Annotated in this window: 24 protein-coding genes; 19 read left to right on the plus strand and 5 right to left on the minus strand. The window is 43.3% G+C overall.

Annotation, left to right across the window (positions count from 1 at the left end):
• Positions 1-162 precede the first annotated feature (162 nt).
• From BHE18_RS04705 to BHE18_RS04785, 16 genes are all read left to right on the plus strand, one after another.
• Positions 163-939, plus strand: a complete 777-nt coding sequence (locus tag BHE18_RS04705; protein WP_071617471.1) for a nucleotidyltransferase domain-containing protein — start codon at positions 163-165, stop codon at positions 937-939.
• A 218-nt stretch (positions 940-1,157) separates the two neighbouring features.
• Complete coding sequence (locus BHE18_RS04710; protein ID WP_071617472.1) at positions 1,158-2,069, plus strand: ABC transporter ATP-binding protein; 912 nt, start codon at positions 1,158-1,160, stop codon at positions 2,067-2,069.
• 17 nt (positions 2,070-2,086) lie between these two features.
• On the plus strand, positions 2,087-2,830 hold the full coding sequence (locus BHE18_RS04715) for an ABC transporter permease (RefSeq protein WP_071617473.1): 744 nt from the start codon (positions 2,087-2,089) through the stop codon (positions 2,828-2,830).
• A gap of 59 nt (positions 2,831-2,889) precedes the next feature.
• Positions 2,890-3,873 (plus strand): DUF2268 domain-containing protein, encoded by a 984-nt coding sequence (locus BHE18_RS04720; RefSeq protein WP_083573618.1) that lies wholly within the window; start codon positions 2,890-2,892, stop codon positions 3,871-3,873.
• Positions 3,874-3,904: 31 nt separating this feature from the next.
• A complete protein-coding gene (locus BHE18_RS04725; protein WP_071617475.1) occupies positions 3,905-4,717 on the plus strand; it encodes a hypothetical protein in 813 nt (270 codons plus the stop codon).
• Between the two features lie 64 nt (positions 4,718-4,781).
• On the plus strand, positions 4,782-5,153 hold the full coding sequence (locus tag BHE18_RS04730; RefSeq protein ID WP_071617476.1) for a VOC family protein: 372 nt from the start codon (positions 4,782-4,784) through the stop codon (positions 5,151-5,153).
• A 692-nt stretch (positions 5,154-5,845) separates the two neighbouring features.
• On the plus strand, positions 5,846-6,697 hold the full coding sequence (locus BHE18_RS04740; protein ID WP_071617478.1) for a DUF2785 domain-containing protein: 852 nt from the start codon (positions 5,846-5,848) through the stop codon (positions 6,695-6,697).
• Positions 6,698-6,761: 64 nt separating this feature from the next.
• Positions 6,762-7,229 carry a GNAT family N-acetyltransferase gene (locus tag BHE18_RS04745; RefSeq protein WP_071618233.1) on the plus strand — a complete coding sequence of 156 codons (468 nt, stop codon included), beginning with the start codon at positions 6,762-6,764 and terminating at the stop codon, positions 7,227-7,229.
• 41 nt (positions 7,230-7,270) lie between these two features.
• Positions 7,271-7,576, plus strand: coding sequence for a hypothetical protein (locus BHE18_RS04750; protein ID WP_071617479.1), 306 nt, complete (start codon positions 7,271-7,273; stop codon positions 7,574-7,576).
• Positions 7,577-7,582: 6 nt separating this feature from the next.
• Positions 7,583-8,332 carry a phosphotransferase family protein gene (locus BHE18_RS04755; protein ID WP_071617480.1) on the plus strand — a complete coding sequence of 250 codons (750 nt, stop codon included), beginning with the start codon at positions 7,583-7,585 and terminating at the stop codon, positions 8,330-8,332.
• Positions 8,333-8,420: 88 nt separating this feature from the next.
• Positions 8,421-9,098 carry a TetR/AcrR family transcriptional regulator gene (locus BHE18_RS04760; RefSeq protein ID WP_083573673.1) on the plus strand — a complete coding sequence of 226 codons (678 nt, stop codon included), beginning with the start codon at positions 8,421-8,423 and terminating at the stop codon, positions 9,096-9,098.
• Positions 9,099-9,128: 30 nt separating this feature from the next.
• Entirely contained in the window at positions 9,129-10,013 is an 885-nt protein-coding gene (locus BHE18_RS04765; protein ID WP_071617481.1) for an ABC transporter ATP-binding protein, read from the plus strand.
• A gap of 6 nt (positions 10,014-10,019) precedes the next feature.
• Positions 10,020-10,811, plus strand: coding sequence for an ABC transporter permease subunit (locus BHE18_RS04770; RefSeq protein ID WP_071617482.1), 792 nt, complete (start codon positions 10,020-10,022; stop codon positions 10,809-10,811).
• Between the two features lie 21 nt (positions 10,812-10,832).
• Entirely contained in the window at positions 10,833-11,621 is a 789-nt protein-coding gene (locus tag BHE18_RS04775) for an ABC transporter permease subunit (RefSeq protein WP_235860268.1), read from the plus strand.
• Between the two features lie 252 nt (positions 11,622-11,873).
• The gene (gene helD, locus BHE18_RS04780) at positions 11,874-14,207 is read left to right on the plus strand and encodes an RNA polymerase recycling motor HelD (protein WP_071617484.1); all 2,334 of its coding nucleotides are present in this window, start codon (positions 11,874-11,876) and stop codon (positions 14,205-14,207) included.
• Between the two features lie 152 nt (positions 14,208-14,359).
• Complete coding sequence (locus tag BHE18_RS04785; RefSeq protein ID WP_071617485.1) at positions 14,360-15,592, plus strand: Bcr/CflA family efflux MFS transporter; 1,233 nt, start codon at positions 14,360-14,362, stop codon at positions 15,590-15,592.
• A gap of 397 nt (positions 15,593-15,989) precedes the next feature.
• On the opposite strand, the gene BHE18_RS04790 is transcribed toward BHE18_RS04785, so the two are convergent.
• Entirely contained in the window at positions 15,990-17,072 is a 1,083-nt protein-coding gene (locus BHE18_RS04790; RefSeq protein ID WP_071617486.1) for an MBL fold metallo-hydrolase, read from the minus strand.
• Positions 17,073-17,164: 92 nt separating this feature from the next.
• On the minus strand, positions 17,165-17,875 hold the full coding sequence (locus BHE18_RS04795) for a DUF3784 domain-containing protein (RefSeq protein ID WP_071617487.1): 711 nt from the start codon (positions 17,873-17,875) through the stop codon (positions 17,165-17,167).
• 135 nt (positions 17,876-18,010) lie between these two features.
• Between BHE18_RS04795 and BHE18_RS04800 the strand changes: the two genes are divergently transcribed.
• Positions 18,011-19,333 carry a D-serine ammonia-lyase gene (locus tag BHE18_RS04800; protein WP_071617488.1) on the plus strand — a complete coding sequence of 441 codons (1,323 nt, stop codon included), beginning with the start codon at positions 18,011-18,013 and terminating at the stop codon, positions 19,331-19,333.
• A gap of 142 nt (positions 19,334-19,475) precedes the next feature.
• On the opposite strand, the gene BHE18_RS23745 is transcribed toward BHE18_RS04800, so the two are convergent.
• Positions 19,476-19,604, minus strand: a complete 129-nt coding sequence (locus BHE18_RS23745) for a hypothetical protein (RefSeq protein WP_268876295.1) — start codon at positions 19,602-19,604, stop codon at positions 19,476-19,478.
• A gap of 181 nt (positions 19,605-19,785) precedes the next feature.
• Here BHE18_RS23745 and BHE18_RS04805 point away from each other — a divergent pair, with 181 nt between their 5' ends.
• Positions 19,786-21,714: an endonuclease MutS2 gene (locus BHE18_RS04805; protein WP_071617489.1), complete on the plus strand. Its 1,929-nt coding sequence runs from the start codon at positions 19,786-19,788 to the stop codon at positions 21,712-21,714.
• A 50-nt stretch (positions 21,715-21,764) separates the two neighbouring features.
• Here BHE18_RS04805 and BHE18_RS04810 read toward each other — a convergent pair whose 3' ends face one another.
• A complete protein-coding gene (locus BHE18_RS04810) occupies positions 21,765-22,103 on the minus strand; it encodes a hypothetical protein (protein ID WP_071617490.1) in 339 nt (112 codons plus the stop codon).
• Positions 22,104-22,267: 164 nt separating this feature from the next.
• Here BHE18_RS04810 and BHE18_RS04815 point away from each other — a divergent pair, with 164 nt between their 5' ends.
• A complete protein-coding gene (locus BHE18_RS04815; RefSeq protein ID WP_071617491.1) occupies positions 22,268-23,038 on the plus strand; it encodes an aminoglycoside 6-adenylyltransferase in 771 nt (256 codons plus the stop codon).
• Positions 23,039-23,761: 723 nt separating this feature from the next.
• Here BHE18_RS04815 and BHE18_RS04820 read toward each other — a convergent pair.
• Positions 23,762-24,484: a 3-ketoacyl-ACP reductase gene (locus BHE18_RS04820; protein ID WP_071617492.1), complete on the minus strand. Its 723-nt coding sequence runs from the start codon at positions 24,482-24,484 to the stop codon at positions 23,762-23,764.
• Positions 24,485-24,688: the final 204 nt, after the last annotated feature.

Consider the following 24,688-nt stretch of genomic DNA (forward strand, 5'->3'; position numbering starts at 1 on the left):
ATAAATCCTGTGACCTTTTTTGCATTAAAATAAAAGTACATAATACCGTTTTTTATGGTAAATTTTATATAATACAATTGAACAAATTTTATATTTAGGTAGTTTCATATTAATTCCAGCTCTTTGTTAGGAAAATTTTAACCTTATTATGGGGGAAGAGGCATGCGCCAGGAAATCGCACTGGATAAAGTGACTGCAAGTTTAAAAGGGGACTCAAGTATCCGCTGTATATTCATAAAAGGATCAATGGGCAGGAAAGAGTACGATGAACATTCTGACATCGATCTATACTGCCTGGTAGATGAAAGCGATGAAGAAGCTTTTCTAAAAAGGAGGCTCGATCATCTCAGGGCATATAAAGAGATGATCTTTCACGATGATATTTTCATCATCGCTCCTCAGATCATAGCCATTTATGAAGATTGGCTGCATATCGATTTGTTTACAGTAACCGAAAAGACAATTCAGCATAAGGATTTCTTCGCCGTTCTTTATGACCCTGAGAATTTGATGGAGAAATATAAAAATGATCAGCATTTAACGATTACAAGCGAAGCTTTCCGGGACAGTGTACTCGATGCAGCCTGGTTTTTATTTCAGCATAAAAAGGCAGCAAATAGAGGGAATCATACATGGGCACCAGAAATGCTCCGTCATACGATGAGGAATGTCGCCACAATCTTGTTGGCAAGGTATGCCAGTGAACGCGCTCTTCTCGGGTTAAAAACCATACATAGGGATCTGCCGATGGATATTCAGCATAAAATCGAAAATATTTATGAATTGATGACTCCTTCCCATCACAGTGAATCGGCTGTTTGCATAGCGTCTCTCTTAAAAGAACAACTTGAATGGATCAAAGGAGAGATGGGGGAGGAAGATCAGCAAACGTACTCATTCCTGGTTCTGATGGTCGAAACTGTTTTAAATGGTGTTTAATCAGTACAATCTTTATAGATTTATATCCAAGCAATCATCGGATCTTTTCCTTGAAAAGGCTTGATGATTGCTTTTTTATTCTGAAGAGACTTTGTAAGGCTGCATAAAGGTTCCGAAAATATGAAACTATTTCCATTAAATCAACGTATATCCAATTAGGCAGAATAATATGATGAATGGGTTAGTTTTGTGTAGTAAGTTCAAGGGGGTTGTCTGTGATGATTGAAATTGTGAATGTCAGTAAGAGGTATGGCTCCAACACCGCACTGGATGATATTCAATTCACCATTGAGGAGGGAAGCTGTTACGGACTTGTCGGACCGAATGGAGCAGGAAAGTCGACATTGATAAAAATTCTATCCGGTGTCCTGCAGGATTTTGAAGGTGATATTATGGTCCAGGAAGATTCGGTTGCAAAAAATCGTATGAAAGTGAAAAAGAGGATAGGGTATATCCCCCAGGATATTTGTTTGGAAGAGACTCTTACTGCTCAAGAGAACCTCACTTATTTCGGCAGTCTCTATGGGTTGAGGGGCAGGGATCTTAAACGGAGAACAGCAGAAGTGCTGGATCAGATCGGACTGAAGGAAAGAGGGAAGGATAAGGTATTGACATTTTCAGGCGGGATGAAGCGGAGGTTGAATATTGGCTGCTCCCTGCTACATAAACCAGCGATCATTATCATGGATGAACCGACGGTTGGAATAGATCCGCAATCGCGAAATTCGATTTTTTCGATTATCAATCAACTGAAGTCAGAAGGAAGCACAATCATCTATTCGAGTCATTACATGGAAGAGGTTGAACATCTTTGTGACAGCATCGGACTGATAGATAAAGGGAAGTTGATCGAATCCGGAACAATGGAAGCTCTGCTTGCCAAATACAAGAAACCGTCCTTGTTTATAGCAGGTGATCAACTGGAGATCGAACTGCTGTCCAGGCACGGTCATGTTGAACCTAAAGGCAACGGTTTCCTGATAGAGAGTGAAAGGCCATTGAGTGCCCTCCAGGATCTGATTGGAGAGTTTCGTAAAAATGGAATCGAACCGAGCAGACTTGAGCTGTATCAGCCGAAGCTTGAAGATATCTTTTTCAATTTGACGGGGACTCAGCTCAGGGATTCGTAGAAAAGGAGGATGTAACCATGTGGGCAATCGCACGGACAGAATTAAAAAAGAATATCCAGGATAAAGGGTTATGGTTTTGGACGTTTATCTTACCAATCGTATTTATGATCGCGTTTGTTGCCATTTTTTCAGGAGATGAAAATACGAGCTATAAAGAAGTCGTCACTCAAATCATTCCTGGTTATACGATCATGTTCGCATTCTACATCATGATTTCTATGGTCATCGTTTTTTTAAAGGACCGGGATAAAGGCATGGTCGCGAGGATTGCCAGTACCCCGCTGCCAATCAGAGACTATTTCATAGGGAAGTGGCTCCCGTTCATGCTCATCGTCTTGATTCAAATCGCCGTCCTATTCACCTTTGGGGTCGTGGTGTATGACCTTCCATTGGGGGATCCGGCTGCCTTGATCATCTTATCCATCATGCTTGCTTTTATCGTATCCGGCTGGGGAATGGCGCTTTCTGTACTGGTTAAAACTGAAAACATGGGAATCGCCTTTACCCAGATCATCGCGCTTGGAGGTGCGATGCTCGGAGGATTATGGCTTCCTGTGGAATTCATGCCGGGCTTCATGCAGACCATCAGCAAGGCGATGCCCCAATACTGGGCAATCGAAGGATATAAGGAAATCATTCTTCGAAACGGAACTGCCGGAGATATTCTCTTCAACGCAATCATCCTGTTTGGGGCAGGAATTGCCGGCGTCATCATTGCTTTTATAGCATATCCCCGGTTTCTGCGGTCAGCAAGGAGCTAAGGTTGAATGGGGATATTCCTCTGAATGGCGGTTGATACCCAATTTTCCGAGGGGGGATAATGATGAAAAACTACGCATTCATTCTCTATGTGTTGATACTGGCGGTCCTCCAAACTGCCTGCTCCCAAGAAGAAAAAAACTTCACAGTTCAAACCGAAGATCTGCCCCCGCAGAAGACAGAAACGTTTTCTGCGGGCGGACAGAACTTCACCATCATTCCATTTTACGAAGAGACGCTTGACTATATTGAAGTGGTGGAGGAAAACAGTCTTCTGAATACACTTGGAACGTATCGATACACCGTGAAGGATCCAATGCTCGACAGGATGTCTGAACAGAAGATGATCCTCAATATGGACATCCCTGCCAGTGTGACCATAACCCAACGAATTAATGAGCTAAAAGAGAAGACAGCACAGTTGATCCGCGATCAGGATAAGACCAATGCAGCAATCCAAGGCGCATTGGATGCCTCAACCGGGCTCTTGTCAGGCGGGGATAAGACCTTCTATGTACTGCCGGTCAATCCGGACCTCCCGATGGAAGGCATGGGAGGCGTGGCTGCCTGGACGCTCGATGAAAATGTCATTTTACTGCTGCTCGATCCGTCATATAAGGAAGACAGGCTTTCCTACACCATTGCTCATGAATATCACCACGCAGTTTCGATGGAAAGCGATCCAATCTATGATTCCTTATTGGACTTTGTCCTCTTCGAAGGAAAAGGTGACGCGTTTGCACAAAATGTATATCCGGATGTGAAGATCCCATGGACAACGAAAGTAAAGGACATCGAGCTTGAAGTGGCATTTTCACAGCTTGAGGCTGCCGGCATGACTGCAGAGATGGAGCTTTATCACTCTTGGGAACTCGGGGACCCCGCAATGAACATTCCAAGGTGGGCAAATTATAAGATGGGTAATCTGATTATGCAGAGTTACTTGGAAAATCATCCGGGAGTTCCAATTGGAGAATGGACCAGTCTTGGAGCAGAAGAACTTGTAAGAGAAAGCGATTATGAAAAGTTATTGGCAGATTTTTAGAAAAACGGCTGTTTGATAAGGAGAAATTCAAATGATAGCTGATATGTATAAACGCAGAGAGAAGCTTGCTTATATAGCATTTTTAATCCTGGTTACGATCGGTGCGGGGTTCATGTTTTGCACAGGCCCTGACAATGTTGAGCAGTGGATGGAGGGAGGAGCGTTTTTATTGCCGGCATTGTTGATGCTGGGTGTTGGCATTGGCAGCAGGAACAAATACAACAAAGTGAAGGGTATCTCATTACCCCGTTCGAGCCAAAATATTTTGGAGACAGATCACATCATCATAAAAAAAGACGCCAGTTGGATGCCTAAACTGCTTGTTTTTGAAAAAACCGGCAGTTTCCTGGGGTCGTTTCATTTGACCAATGTTCCTTGGTGGGTAAGACCGATTATTCTTTTCAGGACTTCGACTTTCACATTTTTCCCGGTTGAAATTGCCTTCACCTCGAATACCGGGAAAGTTGTGTTCACATGCAGGCGTAGAGGTTTTAAACAAAGCGTGGTTGAGATTTTTCATTCGGATGGAAGTTTTTTAGGTACATACATTCAAGAAGAAATAAAGAGTGTGGTTACGGTCAAGGGAGAGCTGAAAGACCGGGAAGGGAAGACTCTTCTTCAGGTGAAAAGTTCAGGCTTCACCGGGGACTTCACTCTTTATGGCGGGGACGGCCATCTTTGGGCGCGTTTCTATAATGGAAGATTCCCTCATGAGCATACTGAGATATTCAGGGATGTATATAATGACATGGTGGAGATGTCCGGCCGGCTTCCAGATAATCAGAAGATATTACTACTGGGAATGGTTGGGTACCTGTTTATGAATCGTAATAATAGGGAGTGAGGAAAAATATAAGCCAGTATATACTTTAGTTATAGGAATTTATTAAATTTAAGGAGGACTACCAATGAACCTGGGTGCATTTTCTGTCAGTCTGAATGTAAAAGATATAAACAAATCAAAAGAATTCTATGAGAAGCTGGGGTTTAAAGCATTAGGAGGAGACATCTCACAGAATTGGCTGATCTTAAAAAACGGAGACCACATCATTGGCCTGTTTCAGGGAATGTTTGAAAAAAACATCCTTACGTTCAACCCTGGATGGGATCAGGATGCAAAGAACCTTGACTCATTTACAGATGTCCGTGATCTTCAGAAAGAACTAAAGTCTAAAGGGCTCACCCTGCTGACAGAGGCGGATGAGTCTGGTGAAGGGCCTGCTCATATTACATTACAAGATCCGGATGGAAATCCGATATTGATCGATCAACATAGATAGGAATCAGATGCATACATTAGGCCAGATCCAGTAACAGAGATACTGGATCTGGCCTAATGTATGCTCAACTAATGATTGAGTAGTATGTGTTCACTATTCAACTGCCGGGATTGAAGGTCTTTCCTCTATTGCACCCTATAAAAGCCAGGATATCATGGATCTTTGCGCTCTCAAGCCCTTTGAAAAAGGAGATTTAGCTTCCCACACTGTCGTTGCCCCATTCATTAGCCAGAAAGTGATTGACGAATGTACAGAAAAGGAAGTGTCATTGAACGGACTCGAGGGAATTTCTTTGATCGCCCCTTTTATAAGCAAAGAAGTCATAAGGGTATGTGCAGAACAGAGTTACCATAGAATCCTTGTATCTATTGCTCCTTTTAATGAAATGGAATTTTTAAATGATCTTGCAGTTGCTAGGTCAAAAGTTTTTCAGAGTAAGTGAATCCTCACCTGATTTATCCTCGAGCAGGTAAATTAGTTCGGGTTTTTAGTTTGAGGTCCTGATAGATATTTAACTGCTTCCAGCGGTTGATTGGAGTGCAAGACGTAGACTCCTGCGGGAAGAGTAGCTATAAAAATTGTCTTTAGAGATTTGTTTCAAATTCTTTTTTACTGGAAACCATTGTATAAATTTGTAATATTTGAAATAATTGGATGTATGACCAACAACGTTCGAAAAAAGGGGATAATTCATGAAACTGCAATCCAATAAAACTGTTTTTAGCGAAGACGATTTAAAGGCATTATTGACAGAAATCAAATCAGGCCAAAAAACGTGGAAGGATGTAGATCTTAATTTGACAGTGAGGTCCATGTGCACCCACATCGGCTCAACGGATCCTGTACTCAGGGACAAATTAATCTATACTTTATTCTTTCGATTGATCATCGAAGATAATCTCATAGAGCCGGACCTCATGAAAGAGCTGCTTCAAATATGTCAGAAAGATTTATTGTTTTATGGAATAGGTGATAAGGAAACGGATACCGTATTCACCAGGGCGTTTACTACACTGCTCATAGCACTGATCATATACCGGGATATTGAAGATGATTTCCTGTCAAAAGCCAAGGTTGATCAGGTGGGGGAGCATTTGATCAGGTATATCAACGAAGAGAAGGATGTAAGAGGATATATCGCTGGAAAAGGATGGGCGCACAGCATTGCACATGTTGCAGACGCATTTGATGAGCTTATTAAAAACCCAAAAATCAGCCGTGATCTTTATCCTGAGATCTTCCATTCATTATGGAATAAGATGTTTATTTCCGACAGTGTCTATCTGCACGATGAAGGTGAAAGGGTGGTCACTCCGATCATCGAAATGCTGAACAGGGGTCTTGATTCCAGCAAAATAGAGAGTTTAATAGATAGCATAAAGCTTAAATTGGAGAGAAAAAAGATTGAGCTGGATGAAGAGAATTACTGGTTATTATTCTCCAATGTGAAGACATTCTTAAAGAGTTTTTATATAAAACTCAATCATACTTCCAAGTACGATTCCATCCGTGTCAGCATTGAAAAGTGTCTGGATGCAATCTAGTATCATTGAAGTACTGAATCAGAATGAAACAGGAAATGAAATTGGCCGGAACAGAGGGATGGACATGACATACAAATTTGAAAAGATGACTCAAAAAGAAGCGGTCGACATTGCATACGGCTGGCACTATGAAGGTGATTATGCCTTTTACGATATGGAAGCAGATGAGGAGGACCTTGCTGAATTCTTAAATCCGGAATCCCGGGGTGATACGGTATTCACCGTTTTTAAAGAAACTGAGGCAGTTGGCTACTTCAGCATAACCAGGCCGGAAAAAGGAGTATGCGACATCGGCCTCGGTATGCGGCCGGACCTGACCGGGAACGGGATGGGAGCCGGCTTTTTGAAAGCGGGGCTGTCGTTTGTCATCGATGAATTTAAAGCAGATAAAATCACTTTATCTGTTGCAGCATTCAATCAAAGGGCTATAAAGGTGTACGAGAAAAATGGCTTTACAGCAATTGATGCTTTTATACAAGAGACGAACGGCGGTACATATGAATTTCTTCGGATGGAATACAATGTTGTGTGAAGGGACCTTACCGCAGACCTTCTGATTAAAGGGGGATTCCAATGAATTTCAGTAAAGAAGAGTATGATTTAGTTTACTCAGAGGAATATGAGCCAGAGGGATTCGAAGATATAAAGGAATTGGCTGACCGCTGCAAGTTTTCAAACTGCACCCACACCGTAGAACCTCATTGTGCTGTCCTAAAATCCATTTCTGATGGTGTGCTCGCGGAGGATCGATTTATTGCCTATTACCGCGAAAAAAATGAAGCACTGCATGTGGCTAGTCACAAGAATAAAACAAAAGCAGTCGATTATTTGAAGCAGAGAAAACTTTTTCAGGAGCCTGTCAAAAAATCAAAGGAGTAAAATGGTATGAATCTGGGAATTCCGATTGCTTCCGGCAATACAGCGGAAATCTTTCTGCATGAAGACAAAATAATAAAGGTTTTTAATGAACGGCTGCCTTGCGGAGAGGCTACGTATGAAGCGGGCAAACAGAAACTTGCCTATTCAACTGGCCTCCCTGTACCCAAAATCCTTGATGTAGAAAAGATAGACGGAAAGCAAGCGCTCATAATGGAATATGTGAAGGGGAAAACATTGGGAGAACTCATCTCAGACTCACCTGGGGATGCCGGACATTACATGGATCTCTCCGTGGACATACAGCTGAAAATCCATTCAATGAAAGTTGATACGCTTGAACCCATGAAAATGAAATTAGCGAATCAGATCGACGGCGTCGGGGAATTATCTCAAAGGCTTAAGGAGGTCTTGATCGAAAGATTAGATGAGATCACGTTCGAGGAAAGGCTTTGCCACGGAGATTTACACCTGAATAATTTAATCATGTCCGAAGATGGATCTCTTACTATCATCGACTGGATCGACTCGAGCAGCGGGGATATACGCGCAGATGCTTACCGCACCTATCTGCTTTATTCACAGGTATCATTGGAATTAGCCGAATTATATCTAAGGCTCTATTGTCAGAAAAGTGGTTTATCAAAAGAAGAAATTTTCATTTGGGCTCCAATCATAGCAGGGGCAAGGCTGTCCGAAAGCGTCTCGACTGAAAATAGTCAACGGCTTCTTGCCATTGTAAATAAATATTGCCCTTAAAGAAGAAGGCCGTCCCGGAGTGGTTGCCGAAAACCACGCCGGGATGTTTTTTTGTTTATTATTGACCAGTGTGGTCAAAAGGAGTAATATGGAATTGACCACACTGGTCAATGACTTGTCCATCAGAAGGAGGGCTTGTTTTATATTGTTTAAGACATTGAATATCGATACTGAAAAAGAAGACAGGATTATCAACGCAGCGACAAAAGTTTTTGCCGAGAACGGATATAAGCGTGCATCCACGAATGCGATTGTTAAGGAAGCCGGTATTTCGAAAGGGATTTTATTTCATTATTTTAAAAGTAAAAAAGAATTGTATTTATCCCTTTATGAGCATCTCTCGGACATGTTCGCTGAAAAGATTTATGACCGGCTGGACATGGAGGAACGGGACATTTTTGAAATCATCCGTCAGGTGTCGGTCATTAAGTTCGAACTGTTTTCTACTTACCCTGATTTAATCAATTTCCTGAATAGTGTATTTCATGAAAGTGATCCTGACGTTAAAGATGAAATCGATAAAATCAGGGGAACCTTGACCGGGAGCAGTTTTTCTAAATTGTTCAGCAATATTGATGCAGGGAAATTCCGGGAAGGCATTGACGTCGAAAAGGCCATTCAGGTGATCTATTGGACATTTGAAGGTTTTGCAAATCAGCAGCAGGCAAAAGCAAGTTCGATGTCGGTAGCAGACATTAATAAAGAAGATATCCTGGCAGAGCTCGATTCATATACCGAGCTTTTGAAGAAATCATTTTATAAATAATCTTTTTTACTGCACAGGGAGGCGGCAGGTATGAATGTAATTGAAATCAATGGGCTGACAAAAACATATGGCTCATCGAGGGGGATAAACAATATCAGCTTCAATGTGGAGGAAGGTGAAATCTTCGGATTCATCGGTCCGAATGGGGCGGGCAAGTCCACGACGATCAGAACCCTTCTATCCTTGATCAAGCCGACAGGCGGGAGTGCAGCCATATTCGGGAAGGACTGTATCGAGCATGCCCCGGAAATTGCAAAAGATGTTGGTTATCTGCCTTCAGAAGTCTTCTACTATGACAATATGAAGGTGATGGACCTGCTGAAATATTCCGCGAGTTTTTATAAGAAAGATTGCAGCGCCCGGATCACGGAGCTGGCAACCAAACTCGATCTTGATCTCACGAAAAAAATCGATGACCTTTCACTGGGTAATAAAAAGAAGGTCGGCATCATCCAGGGACTGCTTCATGAACCGAAGCTGATCATCCTTGACGAGCCGACTTCAGGACTCGACCCGCTCATGCAGCAGACTTTCTTTGATCTCTTGAAAGAAGAAAACCGAAAAGGAGCGACTATTCTTTTTTCTTCACACATCCTCAGTGAAGTGCAGCGTATGTGTGACAGGGTGGCAATTATTAAAGAAGGTGAAATCGTCCAGGTTGAGAAAATCAGCACCCTCAAGGAAAATAACCATAAGAAGTTTAAAATCGAAGTGAAAAACGAATTAGCGGCATCCTATTTTGACATGCCGGGTGTGAATAAACTTGAGACAAACGGTCGCCATATCAGCTTCTTGTTCAGGGGCGACATTAATGAAGTGATGAAGAAAATCGCTGAAATCGACATTGACAATCTGTGGATAGAAGAGCCCGATCTGGAAGAAATCTTCATGCATTATTATGAGAAGGAGGCGTGATCCTCCATGAATATATATCTTTATGAACTGAAGGCGTACCGTAAGAATACGATTATGTGGACACTTGCGCTTGTGGGACTCGCTCTTTTGTTCATGTCGATGTTTCCGCCCATTGCTAAGGAAATCGACGCCTTCAAGAAAGCATTAAAAGGCTTTCCTGAAGGCGTACGGAAAGCTTTGGGGCTCCAGGTCGAGACCATCGGGTCTGTCAATGGGTACTATTCATATACATTCCTGTATATAGCGCTTTGCGGGGCTATTCAGGCAATGACCCTTGGAATATCTATTTCTTCTAAAGAAATACGAGAAAAAACTGCAGATTTTCTATTAACTAAGCCAGTGACACGTTCAAAGGTGCTGGTTTCGAAATTGCTTGCGGCGTTAACCAGCCTTGCAATTACGAACATTGTGTATGTTGCAGCAGCAGTGGCGATTGCCAATCTGGTGGCGAATGAAGAGTTTAGTTTGACTGTTTTTCTATTAATCTCTCTGAGCCTCTTCGTCATCAGTATGATCATGTTTGCATTAGGTACAGTGCTGGCAGTTCTTTTTCCAAAAATAAAATCCGTTGTCAGCGTTTCACTTGGAGTAGTGTTTGGGTTCTTCGTGCTGGGCATGGTTGCCGGCTTGGAGGAAACAGGCCGTTATTTATCTCCATTCAAGTATATTGATTATGCGCATGTGATGAGAGAAGGGACCTATGAGTGGGAGTTCATGATCGTGGGCGGGGCTATCATCCTCCTTTGTTTTATTATCAGCTTCATCGTGTATAAGAAAAAGGATATTCATACGGTATAAAAGGAGGTATTGTTCGTGAATATGTATTGGAGAGAAATGAAAGCGCACGGTAAATCATTAATCATCTGGTGCATCGGTATGTGGGCGCTTATTGCCGCAGGGATGAGTGAATTTGGTGCCTTCACTTCTTCTGGACAGTCGATGAATGACTTGATGGAAAGCATGCCAAAAGCGATGCAATCCTTTATGGGCGGAGGCGGTTTGGATTTATCAACGGCAATCGGATACTATGGTTTGCTGTTCCTTTACATCATCCTCATGGCGACGATTCATGCAGTCATGCTCGGTGCCACGATCCTTTCTAAAGAAGAAAGGGATAAGACGGTGGAATTTTTATTTGTGAAGCCGGTGACGCGGAGGAAGGTAGTGGCAGTGAAGATGCTTGCGGCAGCGACAAATGTGCTGATCCTGACACTTGTAACATGGGGAGTTTCCATCTTGATCACAGGACATTACAGCGAAGGAGAAAGCGTAACAGGCAGCATCGGAAAGCTGATGCTGGGGATGTTGATTCTGCAGCTGCTGTTCATAGTTACAGGAACTGTTGTAGCTGCCGTGAATAAACGACCCGGTAAAGCTTCAGTCATTGCAACCAGTATTCTGCTTGCCGCTTTTTTCTTGTCATTTGCGATTGATTTAAGTGAAAAGCTGGAGGCGTTGAAATTCCTAACTCCGTTTAAATATTTTGAAGCCAGAAACATGTTAGACGGCGGCCTGGAACCCGTTTATGTCATTTTGTCTGCCCTGTTGACCGCACTATTCGGCACTGCGACATTCTGGTTCTATAGGAAGCGTGATTTAAAGGTTTAGATAGGTGAATGGACGTGAAAACAGGCAAACTCTGGTTTGCCTGTTTTTTTTACAATAAAAAACTGCCCGAAGATGGAATAACCCACACGGCAGGCAGTAGAAAATTAACTATTGATAATCCATTGTAAATGTAATAGAATAAAACAGAAACGCTTTTATTAAAGGAGTGATTTACGCACTTCCTCAATAATAATTATATAACATACAATCTTGTTGTGTCAACCTTATAGTTTTAAAAAAAGGAGTGCTTAAATGAATCATCAAATGCGCCAGGAACAAGACCGCGTCAAACGTGTTATTGAAATCATTGATGAACAGATAGAAATCCTTGAAAATGAAACCGGCCGGAGGAAAGATGAAGTCGTTGATATCCGCAGGAACTTCTGGGATGAGGTCAAGGTCAATACTGATACGTTCGATGATTTCCTCGAAACAGTCTTAAGTTTGAGGCAGCAGGCACAGGTCCTGACTGTAAGTCAAAGTACGCACCGGCAGGCAGTCAAGAAGCTGTCTTCGCTTCGCCGAATGAAAGCAAAACCGTATTTCGGGCGCATTGACTTTCTTGAAGAAGGGGATACGTCCGCAGAGGATATATATATTGGAATAGGGTCGCTGACTGACAAAACAGGAGAGGATTTTCTTGTTTATGATTGGCGTGCACCGATCTCCAGCGTTTATTATGATTATCCGCCCGGTCCTGCGGAATTTGAAACACCCGGCGGCACGATAAAAGGGGAATTGATGAAAAAGTGGCAATACATCATCAAGGACGGGACATTGGAATCCATGTTCGATACGAGCCTCACGATCGGGGATGAAGTCCTCCAGCAGGTGCTCGGAAAGAGGACCGACAACTTTATGCACAATATCGTCGCCACTATCCAGCAGAAGCAAAACCAGATCATCAGGCATGACAGCGGGAAGCTGCTCATCGTCCACGGTGCAGCAGGCAGCGGCAAGACCTCTGCAGCCCTTCAACGAATTGCGTATTTGCTCTATAAGTATCGGGAGAATCTTAATGCAGATCAAATTATCCTATTTTCCCCTAATACCATGTTCAGCAGCTATGTGTCCAATGTTCTGCCGGAACTCGGTGAGGAAAATATGGAACAGGTGACGTTCCAAGATTATCTGAACCACCGTCTCAGTGATGAATTTGAGGTGGAAGATCCATATCAGCAGCTTGAATATGTACTGCTTCATAAAGAAGACGACAACTACAATGCGCGTACAAATGCCATTATTTTTAAAGCATCGAACCATTTCTTCGAATTGATAAAATCCTACAGGAGCTCCCTTGAAACGAGCGGCATGATATTTAAGGGGATCAGGTTCAGAGGGGAATCAATCGTCACTAGCGAACAGATTACGGAACGCTTTTATTCGTATGAACCATCCATTAAATTTCATAACCGGATCGAGATGCTGACCGATTGGCTGAAAGATCAGCTGAAAAAAGCAGAGAAGCGGGAACGGACGAAGCCGTGGGTCGAAGAAAAGATCGAACTGCTGAGTAAAGAGGAGTATCAAAAGGCATTCAAGTATTTAAATCGGAAAAACGATACGAAAGAAGAGTCATTCAGAAACTATGATGAGGAGAAAGAAGCGCTGACTCGAATGATTGTCAGAAAGAGATTCAGGGGTCTGCGAAGAAAGATAGAAAATCTCCAGTTTATTGATATAAAAGCAATATACAAACAGCTATTCACAAATCCCTCAGTAATTGAATCCTTGACGAAGGGGGCGCTTCCTGAGGATTGGGATGAAATGAGCCGGTCGACTGAGGAGATGCTTTCAGAAGGAAAGTTGAATTATGAAGATGCAACCCCCTATCTCCTGTTGAAGGAATTGATCCTTGGCTTTCAGATGAATACTTCGATCAAGCATGTGATTATCGACGAAGCTCAGGACTACTCTCCCTTCCAATTCGAGTTCCTTAAAAGGCTTTTTCCTGCGGCGAAAATGACGGTGCTCGGGGATTTTAACCAGGCGATCTTTGCCCACGCAAGGGAGCACGTGAATTTTCATCTTTTAACGAGCCTTTACGGGGAAAATGAATCCGACACGATATTATTGACACAAAGCTATAGATCGACCAAACCTATCATTGAATTTACGCGCGGCTTGGTACCACCTGATCGCGAAATCGAGGCTTTTGACCGGGAGGGTGAAATTCCTGCTTTGACCATAGTGGAAGATCGAAAAGAACTTCATCAGCATATTGAATGGAGGGTCGAAGAACTTAAAAAGAAGGGGTTCCATTCTATCGCGATTATATGTAAATCAGCTGCTGAAAGCGAAGCGGCGTATTCCGGACTTACTGGTGTAAAAGATTTGAAAATCGTGAAAGCCGGTGCACTTCAATACGAACAGGGTTTGGTTGTGATCCCGACCTACTTAGCCAAAGGGATCGAATTCGATGCCGTTATCATTTATGATGCTTCCTCACGCCAGTACGGTGATGAGAGCTTGCGACGGTTATTTTATACCGCTTGTACTAGGGCGATGCACGAACTTCATTTGTATAGTGTTGGGGAACCGACACCTTTTATTGAAAACAATGCCGATTACAAGCTTATCGAATAGAGTTCTCCTACTTGAATGAAGGTCTGCCCCGGGATACTCAACATCCGGGGCGGCCCTTCTCTTTTTTTATGAGCCAAATTCATTGTAAAGCTATTATACCTCTGCTAGAATCAACAAAGATTTAGTACAAGCAGACGGAAAGGTGTTTAATCATGAATCCACAACCAACAGGAAAAGAACGGATTGGACTCGCATTCCTTCTGGGTATGCTCGGCATCCTTGGTCCGTTGAATATTGATATGTATCTGCCGAGCTTTCCGGGAATAGCGGCTGACTTGCATGCCAGTGCATCCATGGTGCAGCTCAGCCTGACTGCATGCCTGATCGGGCTGGCTGCAGGGCAGATTGTCATCGGGCCTGTCAGTGATGCCCAGGGAAGAAGGAAACCCCTATTAATCTCTATATTTCTATTCGCGCTATCATCCATTCTATGTGCACTTTCACCAAATATCTTGGTTCTAATTGCCGCTCGTTTTATTCAGGGTTTCACTGCTTCAGCGGGGATTGTGCTTTCGCGTGCGGTGGTACGGGATGTTTTCAGCGGGAGGGAATTGACTAAATTCTTTGCGTTGTTAATGGTGATCAATGCAACAGCACCAATGATCGCTCCGATTACAGGAGGAGCCATCCTGTTGCTGCCGTTTGCTTCGTGGCATACGATCTTCTATTTTCTTGGATTAGTAGGATTTGTGATCGTCGCAACAATTGCTGTGAGATTGAAAAAAACCCTTCCTCCAGAAAAAAGAATTCCGAGCTCGATCGGAGCTTCGCTCAAAACGATGGGGAGCTTGATGACGGATAAATCCTTTGTCGGTTACGTGCTCACGATCGGACTTATTCACGGCGGAAGCTTTGCCTATGTTGCCGGCACGCCGTTTGTGTATCAGGGGATTTATGAAGTATCTCCTCAGGCCTTCAGCATTCTTTTCGGCATCAATGGTCTTGCCATCATTTCGGGCAGTTTCATGATCGGTAAATTCAGCGATTTCGTACCCGAGAGAAGTCTGCTCCGGATCGCCGTGATTACAGCAGTAAGCGCGACAACCATCCTTCTGATCGCCACCATCATCCAAGGGCCGCTGGCGACACTCGCCATTCCGATCTTTATTTATATGACTTCGATGGGAATGATTTTGACAAGCACGTTCACCCTCGCCATGGAAAAACAGGGACATCGTGCCGGAAGTGCAAGCGCCATGCTTGGCATGCTCCCGCTTGTCGTCGGTTCTCTCGTCGCACCGCTGGTCGGCATTGATGAAACAACCGCCGTACCGATGGGGGCAGTGCTGTTCTCGACATCGCTCCTTGGTTCAATCGCGTTCTTTACACTCACCGGGAAACGTGAATGGAAGCGGGACGGGGGGACAGGTACCGCGTCCCAGTAACTTTTGGTCTGAAGCTGCCGATTGGGTGTGTTTGTCGGTGGAATATTAAATGATTTGTGAAAAAAAAGATCAAATGTGAATTTTTTAAGATTATTTAGGATAAAAGTCTGGGTTTAAAAGGGTCATTGAAACGTATTTTTATGAAGTTTGCGACAGTTACGTTCCATTTTCCAGATTTATGATCCATTTTACGAAAATACGTTCCATTTTCAGGATTTATGATCCATTTTCCAAAAATACGATCCGTTTTTCAATTTTATGATCCGTTAATAATGATTCTAATGTAGGGCAGATGCTCAGATCCGCTCGCCGATCAGCACAGAAGTGATAAACAGCGTAAACAGTAAAAAACCCCAGAACCAAACGGATCTGGGGTTTTTTACTTTAAATCTGACGCCTATTCCTCCCACCATTTCTCTTCCGGGTAAGGCCCTCCATTCAAAATGACCGTTTCACCGATCATCGGTGTTAGAATCTGCACTCCTTCTTTCTGACCGGCTTTTGTCACACGCTTAATCGGGTCTGTCCAGTCATGGAAAGACAAAGTGAAGGCGCCCCAATGGATCGGGAGAAGCAGTTTGCCTTTCACATCTTTATGGGCCTGGACGGTTTCTTCAGGAATCATGTGGATGGCTGCCCATCTGTGATCGTATTGTCCGCATTCCATCAAGGTCAGATCAAATGGACCGAACCGCTCGCCTATTTCCTTGAAATGGGGACCGTAGCCGCTGTCTCCGCTGAAAAAGATGGTTGTTTCACTTCCTTTAATGATCCAGGAACTCCATAATGTGCTGTTCCTGTCATGCAGACTCCTTCCGGAAAAATGCCTTGCGGGTGCTGCGGCCAATGTGAGCCCCTGAAAGTCGACTTCACTCCACCAGTCAAGTTCGGTGATGCTGTCCGGATTGATGCCCCACCGTTCCAGATGACTTCCCACCCCGATCGGCACGAAATAATGCCGGACTTTTGCCCGAAGCTTTCGAATGGTTCTGTAATCTAGATGATCATAATGATCGTGCGAGAATAGGATAGCGTCGATTACCGGAAGATTTTCTATTGAGAAAGGTAATTCCCGGCTGAATCTTTTACCTCCCAACCCCAGAAATGGGGAAGGGCTGTCACCGAACATCGGATCAAGGAGGATGAGCTTTCCTTCAATATCGATCAAACATGCAGAATGTCCGAACCATGTCACATTCGTTTTGTGGGAGGGATGGTTCAACATTGGGAATTCTATGTTCGGAAGGCCGCCCCTGGGCTTCAAGTTTCCATTTTTCTTCACCATATCACGGATCATGGTCAATGAAGATTTCAAGTCTGTATTCATTGAAGTAGGGAGGGCGTTCTTAAATGAACCATTGGAATATTGCGGTGAAGATTCCACCCTGCTGTTTTCGGGTTTCCGGCCGAAAGCGGGGTGCAATTTGAATAGTAAATAAGTGAACAGTACCAACACGCATATGAAAAAAAGAGTGATCATCCGGGGATCCCCTTTTGAATTAGTAACTTAACTATCTCAAATTATCATTACTGTGTCCAAAATGGGAATGTTTAAAAATGAATTAATAGTGATTAATCCGCCAGTTCCTCATACCATAACCGTGTTTCTTCAGGTGACCCGCCGTTAATGAATAGATGTTGATTTTTCACTTTCACGTAAATATAAGAAGATTCTTTTTTGATGAATAACAGGCTTCTTCCGTAATCCTTCACCTTGAATACACCCTTAGCCTTCTTTGAAAGCCCAAACCCATTGATTTTCCATGTGACTTCCGGCATCTCATCGAGCAGTTCGACCGTTTCGATTTTGCCCTTATCCCACTTATCTCCATACATGCCCGTAATCTGGAATGAATCCTTGGATACTATCAATTCATTTTTTTGGTAACCGATGAAAGTGATACCGCCGATTAACGCAAACACAGCGGCCATAAGGATGGAACTGATCCAGTAGCTCCGCCTGCGTTTACGGGGAACCTCATATTTGGACAGATAAATCATCCCGCCCATCAGGAATATCAGCATGAAACCGAACTGAACCTCCATCGTGAATCGGAAGTGAGTGAGAGCCAGCGGAAGGAGCAAGAGCATCCCTAAGGCTGTCAAAAGCAATAATGAGCCGTTCTTCTGAGGATATCCGTTCCTGATCAGCTCCTCTTTTTCTTCTTCGGACCTGGCGGCATAACCTGAAATCAGTTCATATACCTTCTTATAACGTATTGCCCACCCAAGCAACGTAAATAGGGCGATGACAAACAATTGAATGCCAATAAGGACCACCATGTTCATTCCTCCTGTGAAAAAGATTTCTTTAGTAATCAGTACGAAAATAGAACGAAAATGGTTTCATAATAGTTGACGTACGTTTGAGCGGTTAAGAATGAAATATGTTACGTTATACTTAATGAGTCATATTTAATGAGGGGGAGATCACCAGTGAGCAACCGATTTACCATCGATCAGCAGCTGCTTTCAAACATGCAAGAACAGAATGAGGTATTTTGGCCAAATCCTAAGCTCTCTTCGTTCAAGGCATCGGAGGCAGAGGAAATATTAGAGGCAGAACAGCGGCTTGCAAGATTTGCCCCATACTTAAAAGAAGTATTTCCGGAAACCAGAAACACTGATGGCATCATTGAGTCACCCATTAAATATCTTCCTGAAATGCAGGAGAGGATGCAAGCCCATTTTCAGACAAAAATACCCGGCAAACTGATGATGAAGTGCGATAACCAGCTGCCGATAGCAGGCTCCATTAAAGCACGAGGCGGCATTTATGAAGTATTGAAGCTTGCTGAATCACTTGCACTGGAACACGGACTGATTCAAAAAACGGAAGATTACTCAAAAATGGCAGGGAAATCTTTCAGAGACTTTTTCTCTCAATATTCGATAGCAGTAGGCTCGACAGGGAATCTTGCCCTCAGTATCGGCATGATGGGTGCAGCTCTTGGTTTCAAAGTTACCGTCCATATGTCGCAGGATGCAAAGCAATGGAAAAAAGACCTTCTGAGAGAAAAAGGTGTTAACGTCGTGGAACACGAAAACGATTTTTCTTATGCTGTCGAACAGGGCAGGAATCAGTGTTCGATAGATCCGAATTGTTATTTTATAGATGACGAAAATTCCCGGGATTTGTTTATGGGATATGCGGTGGCAGCAATGAGGCTGCAAAAGCAATTCATACAAGAGGGTATTAAAATAGATAAAGACCATCCTCTGGTTGTCTACCTGCCATGCGGAGTCGGCGGGGGACCGGGTGGCGTCACCTATGGGTTGAAACATGTATTCGGGGACGATGTTCACTGCTATTTTGCGGAGCCGGTGAATTCACCCTGCATGCTTTTGGGGCTGTCAACCGGTAAGCATGAAGAGATTGCTGTGCAGGATATCGGTCTCAGCAATGTGACAGAAGCGGATGGCCTTGCTGTCGGCCGCCCGTCGGCACTTGCGGGAAGAATGGTGGAGAGAATACTGAATGGTGTTTACACTGTCAGCGACGGGAACCTTTATAAAATGCTGACTCTATTATATGAAGCTGAGTCCATATCCCTTGAACCATCCGCTCTCGCAGGCATGCTCGGCCCCGTACAGTCAGGAATCAGGTCCCAACTCGAGTCGCTCTCACTTACACAAAAACAGTTATCTCAAGGGACTCATCTTGTATGGGCAACGGGAGGGGATCTGGTCCCTCAGTCCATCATGAAGGGTTATATCGCTAAAGGGAAGGGACTGTTTTAACCGGGACCAAAGAATCCGCAGCCGCATGAGTCCAATGAAGCTGGGTGTTGATAGAATGAGCGATTATTGACAATAAATGGACTTCAGCATATAATGATGATGTAAAATTAATCTTTGTATAGCAAAGGGAGTATGTACTATGTTAGGTGTCGTTCTTAACTAACCGTGAAATGAATACGGACATTTTGCCGGCTTTCGCTCTTTCATAAAAAGGGCGGAATGTACGCTTATTTAACTGTGCCAGCAGAATGTAGTTAAGAACAATGGTCATAGCCTGTACATCCCTTATTTCAGGAGAGCTGTGTCTTTTGTGCACAGCTTTTTTTGTGTGCAGAAGTACGTGGGGCGCTTTATTTAGTGCACTCCTAAATAAGCCTTTGTATTCAAGTAGTGAAGACCACAATGGACATTGTTCTGTTGTGGTCTATTTTTATTTATTGGAGGAGAAAACATTGAACGAAAGAACATTTCAAACATTGGAATTTCAAAAAGTGAAACAAGAGCTTGCGGACTTCGCTCTTACAGAAGAAGGGAAATCCGTACTGCTGAACCTGATGCCTTCTGTGAATAAACGTCAGATCGAAATGCGCCTTGATGAAGTGACCGAAGCGGTGAAGATCCTTGAGAAAAGCGCAAGTGTTCCGATCCACGGCATGGATGGGGTGGAGAAAATCATTTCAAGTTTCAATAAAGGTGTTCCGCTGAGACCGGATGGATTAACTAAACTGTATTTCTTCCTTGATACATGCAAAAAGTTGAAGAAATATATGTCCGACAAGCAATTCCTGGCTCCCAGGGTCTCTGCTTATGTCTACTCCATTGAAGACATACCGGAAGTGGCGGACGAAATCAATCGCTGCATCCGAAACGGCAGGGTTGATGATTATGCGAGCAGGGAACTGCTGCGGATACGGAAACAGCTCGCCATTCAAGAGGAAAGGTTGAAGGACAAAGTCCAATCAATCGTAAAGTCAGCCAAATATAAATCATTGCTGCAGGAAGCAATCGTAAGCCAGCGGAATGGCCGGTATGTGCTTCCCGTAAAGAAGGAATACAGAGGAAAAGTGAAAGGGTCGGTTCTGGATTCATCTGCATCTGGCTCGACGCTCTATATCGAACCGGAGGAATTGAGCGTGCAGCAGGATCAGCTCCTGCTGTATAAGCTTCAGGAGGAACAGGAAATCGAGAACATCCTTTGGGCATTGACAGGGCTGGTTCAGACATATGAACCGCAGCTCAAGCTGGCGATCGAAACGATGGTTCACTATGATGTCCTTTTTGCAAAGGCGAAATACAGCCGCGCAATTGACGGAGTGAGTGCGGATGTCAACGAACATCATTACATCCGCTTGAAGAATGCTGTCCATCCGCTGCTTGGAAGCGATGCGGTGCCTTTGACGATCGAGATGGGGGACTCGTTTCATGCTTTGGTGATCACAGGCCCGAATACGGGAGGGAAGACCGTCACCATCAAGACCGTGGGACTGCTGACCCTGATGACTCAATGCGGACTTCATATTCCTGCCGGTAAGGGCAGTGAAATCAGCATTTTTGATAAGATTTTACTTGATATCGGTGACGGGCAAAGTCTCGAGCAGAACCTGAGCACGTTCAGCTCCCACGTTAAAAACATCATCGACATATTAAAGGAAACAAATGACCGTACCCTTGTGCTTCTTGATGAACTCGGTTCCGGTACAGATCCGCTGGAAGGAATGGGGCTTGCGACTGCCATCCTCGATCAATTATATGAAAAGGGAGCGACCTTGATCGCGACTACTCACTACAGTGAAATCAAGCACTTCGCAGAAGAACATAAGGGATTCATAAACGGGAGCATGGAATTCAACATTGAAACCCTTCTTCCCACATACAGGCTCATTGTCGGAAAAGGAGGGGAAAGCCAGGCTTTCTCCATTGCCCTGAAGCTCGGGATGCATCCTTCCATCATCGAAAAAGCGCATAATATAACCTACCGGGAAACCAAAGTCTACAGAATTGATGAACAGGATATTCATGCTAAGAAAGAAATGGAAAAACAAATCATCGTTAACAAGCATAAAAGAAGAGAACGCGGGGAAAAGGAAGAAGCCAAGCCGTCAGTACAGCAGTTTTCAAAAGGCGATAATGTAAAAGTATCACCAGGCGGAGATTTCGGCATCATTTACGAAGGACCGGATGACAAGGGACGCTACATTGTGCAGATCAAGGATGAAAAACATGAAATTCCGCATAAACGGTTATCCCTTTACATTTCAGCAGCAGAACTGTACCCGGAAGGCTATGATTTTGACATCATCTTCGAAAGTAAAGAAAATCGTAAGAAAGATAAGCTCATGGGAAAGAAGTTTGTGGAAGGACTGACGATTGAAAGGGAATAGAGGGCTGATAAGATATGCCGGGCAGGGATGAATCCCTGTCCCGGCACATCTTATTCCTTATTCAGCAATTCAAATAATACATACTTCTCATCCTTTGTTTTAGCAACGAGGTATTGATCCTGACCCTTCACTCTGAAAATAATGGATCCTTTTGCTAGTGTGTTTGAAGTGAAGTTGTCTACCGGATGATATTCCTCATTTATCTGATTCTTGATCTTACCAAGTTCATCCCCAAGGATAACCCTTTTTTTCGAATCAATTCTTAAGTATTCCTTTCCGTCAGCCACCATCATCGGTCCATACCCGCATAACTCATATTCTTTCTCTTTACCGATACTGCAGGCACTCATTATCAACATAGTAAGTATACATAATGCCAGCTTTCTCATTCTTATCCCCTTTCATAAACGTTATAGTCAATAAATATTCCTGCCTGTCTTCATACATGCTGATTTCTTCAGCCGAGCAAAAAAAAGGGTCACGAATATAGAAATATTTGGTATAATATTTTCTAAACTATTTTACGTTCAAATGAAAAAGAAGGCAGGGAAGAATGATGTATACGCCAAAAGAAAGAGAACAGTATTTTACAAGGGCCATCTACAACCTGGAACTCTCTGAAAATATCGAAGGAGTCGTTCAGCTTGGATCAGGGGTGGCAGGGTATAAGGATCAACTGTCGGATATAGATTTGATGGCGTCAGCTCCGTCAGCTGCAGATCTGGGGGAAGCAAAGTCTTTTTTGCACGGTTATTTCCGAACTATCGATGCTGTTTACATAAAACAATTACAGTTAAGAAAAGATGTTTTTTTGATCATCGCTTTTCTGAAAAATGGACTGGAATTTAATGTCTCCGTCCTTCCAAGGGAATTATTGAGTGTCAAATCTCCCCTATGGAAGGTAGTAGTAGATAAAACAGGGAATATATCTGCAAAAATGAAAGATGCCCAGAAACAATTCGAACAGGCTAACTATGCGTTCAGTGATGACATCGCTTTTGATTTCATGTACAGTATGAGGAAATTCCAGACAGAACTTAAGCGCAACAATATGATTTATGCCTTAAAAATGCTCGAAACAATGAGGGCACATACCGTTCAGCTTCAATCTTTGATGGAGGGCAAGAAGCTGCATCAGTTTAAAGCGTATGAAACACTCCGTCCGGAATTTATAAGTGAATATTTGAGAACATTCCCCGAGCTGATAACAGTGGAGCAAGTACAGAAAGCAGCTGAAAGATTACGAGATTTATTTATGGACACGATACGCCTCAGCAACAATCATAGCATGGACGAAAGCCTAAACAGTATCCTCCTAAAATAAACGCACTGGCAATGAACATAATGAGTTCGCATTTCAAATACAAAAACTAAATTAACACACCAAGTAGCAGTCCAATTCCTAACTGAATGAGACTGCTTCTTTTTGTTGATATTTAAAGGGGTTAATAAAATAAACGCTAAATCCGCCCTGAATTTCGCCTCCTTTTTAACATAAGGTCATTAGTTTTTTGTCAGTTTGAAAATACGTGTACTAATCGATTTACCAATTGGTGTGCTGTAAATGTTTTTAACTAGCGGGGGGAGGGTGTTGATGTTTGAAGATAAAAAAGAAGCAGACATTTATTCATCCTTCAATGCGAGCATACTCTGATGATTTTAATAAGGGGAGTTTTTTCCGTTATCCTGCAGATAGGGCTAAGTTCGGGGGATATAAGGGAAGTTTTTTCCGTTAAGGCAAGGTATGATGGTTCATTTTCATGCATTTGGAGTCAATAGCGGGAATTTTCACCTCTATTTACTCTTTATTTCGTGCTTATTCCTCAATAAGAGAAATTTCTCCCCTTATTGAGTGAATTATGTATACTCGGAATCCCTAACTACTAAAAAATGCTTGGAGATTCTGTCTCCAAGCATTTTTCTAAACTGATTTTTTTGCCAAATTGCTTCTTAATTTTGGTGCGAATTACGTTACGAAAAGCAATGTTCTGTAGTTCAAAACAGAATCCCATACAATGATCCGCGGTGCTGTTTTACATAAAGATCATTAAAATGGATTCGTCGCCCATTGCAGTGATTGTTTGATAAAAATACGCGGATGCAGTTTCAGCTGCGCCACCATATGTTCGGCCAGATCTTCCGGCTGCATATACTTTTCCGTATCCGCTTCATCCAGTTCATCCCCGAACGTAAGGTCTGTGGCGACAAGACTCGGGTTCAGCGTCATCACACGAATATTATGCTTGCGTACTTCCTGCATCAGGGCCTCGGTCATTCCCTGAACAGCAAATTTTGAACCACTGTAGGCGGTGCTTCCGGCGGTGCCTTTCAAACCGCTGCTTGACGATATATTGATGATATCCCCGCGGTTTTTATCTATGAGTTGAGGGAGGACGGCGCGCGTGACATAATAAGTTCCAAACACATTCACTTCGAACGTCCTTTTCCAATCTTCCGGAGAGATTTCTAAAAAATTCCCGTACGTACCGATACCGGCGTTGTTAATGAGGATATCTGCCGATCCCAATTCATTTTGGAGCGACTCAACTGCCTTTTCCACCTGATCTATATCGGAAATATCCGCAGCAGCCACACTAGCCTTCACACCCAATGATCTCGCTTCTTCCGCGACTTGTTTCAAAGCGCTTTCGGTTCGTGCGATCAACCCTACATGAACTCCCTCTCTTGCAAGTTCCAATGCCGTCGCTTTCCCGATGCCGCGTCCGGCTCCTGTTATATACGCAATTTTCCCTTGAATCGTTTGTGCCATCATGGTTACACCCTTTCAGCTTAAGTATCTAACATAAGTCTACGGGGCAAAAAGTGGAGAAGCAAATAATCCAGCTTGATTACACGATGATTTCTTGAATCTCTGTCAGACGAACAAGGTTACCATTCGAAATCTTTGCTTAAACGCCATGATAACCATTCAACAAGTTGTATTAAGTAAAAGGGTTCATTTTCGACAAACCAG

The organism is Rossellomorea aquimaris, from assembly GCF_001877785.1.
GTDB classification, from domain to species: Bacteria; Bacillota; Bacilli; order Bacillales; family Bacillaceae_B; genus Rossellomorea; species Rossellomorea aquimaris_A.

What these genes read in the sequence shown, in the direction of transcription:
- BHE18_RS04705 (WP_071617471.1), top strand. Translation starts at nt 163, where the DNA reads ATGCGCCAGGAAATCGCACTGGATAAAGTGACTGCAAGTTTAAAAGGG.
- BHE18_RS04710 (WP_071617472.1), top strand. Translation starts at nt 1,158, where the DNA reads ATGATTGAAATTGTGAATGTCAGTAAGAGGTATGGCTCCAACACCGCA.
- BHE18_RS04715 (WP_071617473.1), top strand. Translation starts at nt 2,087, where the DNA reads ATGTGGGCAATCGCACGGACAGAATTAAAAAAGAATATCCAGGATAAA.
- BHE18_RS04720 (WP_083573618.1), top strand. Translation starts at nt 2,890, where the DNA reads ATGATGAAAAACTACGCATTCATTCTCTATGTGTTGATACTGGCGGTC.
- BHE18_RS04725 (WP_071617475.1), top strand. Translation starts at nt 3,905, where the DNA reads ATGATAGCTGATATGTATAAACGCAGAGAGAAGCTTGCTTATATAGCA.
- BHE18_RS04730 (WP_071617476.1), top strand. Translation starts at nt 4,782, where the DNA reads ATGAACCTGGGTGCATTTTCTGTCAGTCTGAATGTAAAAGATATAAAC.
- BHE18_RS04740 (WP_071617478.1), top strand. Translation starts at nt 5,846, where the DNA reads ATGAAACTGCAATCCAATAAAACTGTTTTTAGCGAAGACGATTTAAAG.
- BHE18_RS04745 (WP_071618233.1), top strand. Translation starts at nt 6,762, where the DNA reads ATGACATACAAATTTGAAAAGATGACTCAAAAAGAAGCGGTCGACATT.
- BHE18_RS04750 (WP_071617479.1), top strand. Translation starts at nt 7,271, where the DNA reads ATGAATTTCAGTAAAGAAGAGTATGATTTAGTTTACTCAGAGGAATAT.
- BHE18_RS04755 (WP_071617480.1), top strand. Translation starts at nt 7,583, where the DNA reads ATGAATCTGGGAATTCCGATTGCTTCCGGCAATACAGCGGAAATCTTT.
- BHE18_RS04760 (WP_083573673.1), top strand. Translation starts at nt 8,421, where the DNA reads ATGGAATTGACCACACTGGTCAATGACTTGTCCATCAGAAGGAGGGCT.
- BHE18_RS04765 (WP_071617481.1), top strand. Translation starts at nt 9,129, where the DNA reads ATGAATGTAATTGAAATCAATGGGCTGACAAAAACATATGGCTCATCG.
- BHE18_RS04770 (WP_071617482.1), top strand. Translation starts at nt 10,020, where the DNA reads ATGAATATATATCTTTATGAACTGAAGGCGTACCGTAAGAATACGATT.
- BHE18_RS04775 (WP_235860268.1), top strand. Translation starts at nt 10,833, where the DNA reads ATGTATTGGAGAGAAATGAAAGCGCACGGTAAATCATTAATCATCTGG.
- helD (WP_071617484.1), top strand. Translation starts at nt 11,874, where the DNA reads ATGAATCATCAAATGCGCCAGGAACAAGACCGCGTCAAACGTGTTATT.
- BHE18_RS04785 (WP_071617485.1), top strand. Translation starts at nt 14,360, where the DNA reads ATGAATCCACAACCAACAGGAAAAGAACGGATTGGACTCGCATTCCTT.
- BHE18_RS04790 (WP_071617486.1), bottom strand. Translation starts at nt 17,072, where the DNA reads ATGATCACTCTTTTTTTCATATGCGTGTTGGTACTGTTCACTTATTTA.
- BHE18_RS04795 (WP_071617487.1), bottom strand. Translation starts at nt 17,875, where the DNA reads ATGGTGGTCCTTATTGGCATTCAATTGTTTGTCATCGCCCTATTTACG.
- BHE18_RS04800 (WP_071617488.1), top strand. Translation starts at nt 18,011, where the DNA reads ATGAGGGGGAGATCACCAGTGAGCAACCGATTTACCATCGATCAGCAG.
- BHE18_RS23745 (WP_268876295.1), bottom strand. Translation starts at nt 19,604, where the DNA reads ATGACCATTGTTCTTAACTACATTCTGCTGGCACAGTTAAATAAGCGT.
- BHE18_RS04810 (WP_071617490.1), bottom strand. Translation starts at nt 22,103, where the DNA reads ATGAGAAAGCTGGCATTATGTATACTTACTATGTTGATAATGAGTGCC.
- BHE18_RS04815 (WP_071617491.1), top strand. Translation starts at nt 22,268, where the DNA reads ATGATGTATACGCCAAAAGAAAGAGAACAGTATTTTACAAGGGCCATC.
- BHE18_RS04820 (WP_071617492.1), bottom strand. Translation starts at nt 24,484, where the DNA reads ATGGCACAAACGATTCAAGGGAAAATTGCGTATATAACAGGAGCCGGA.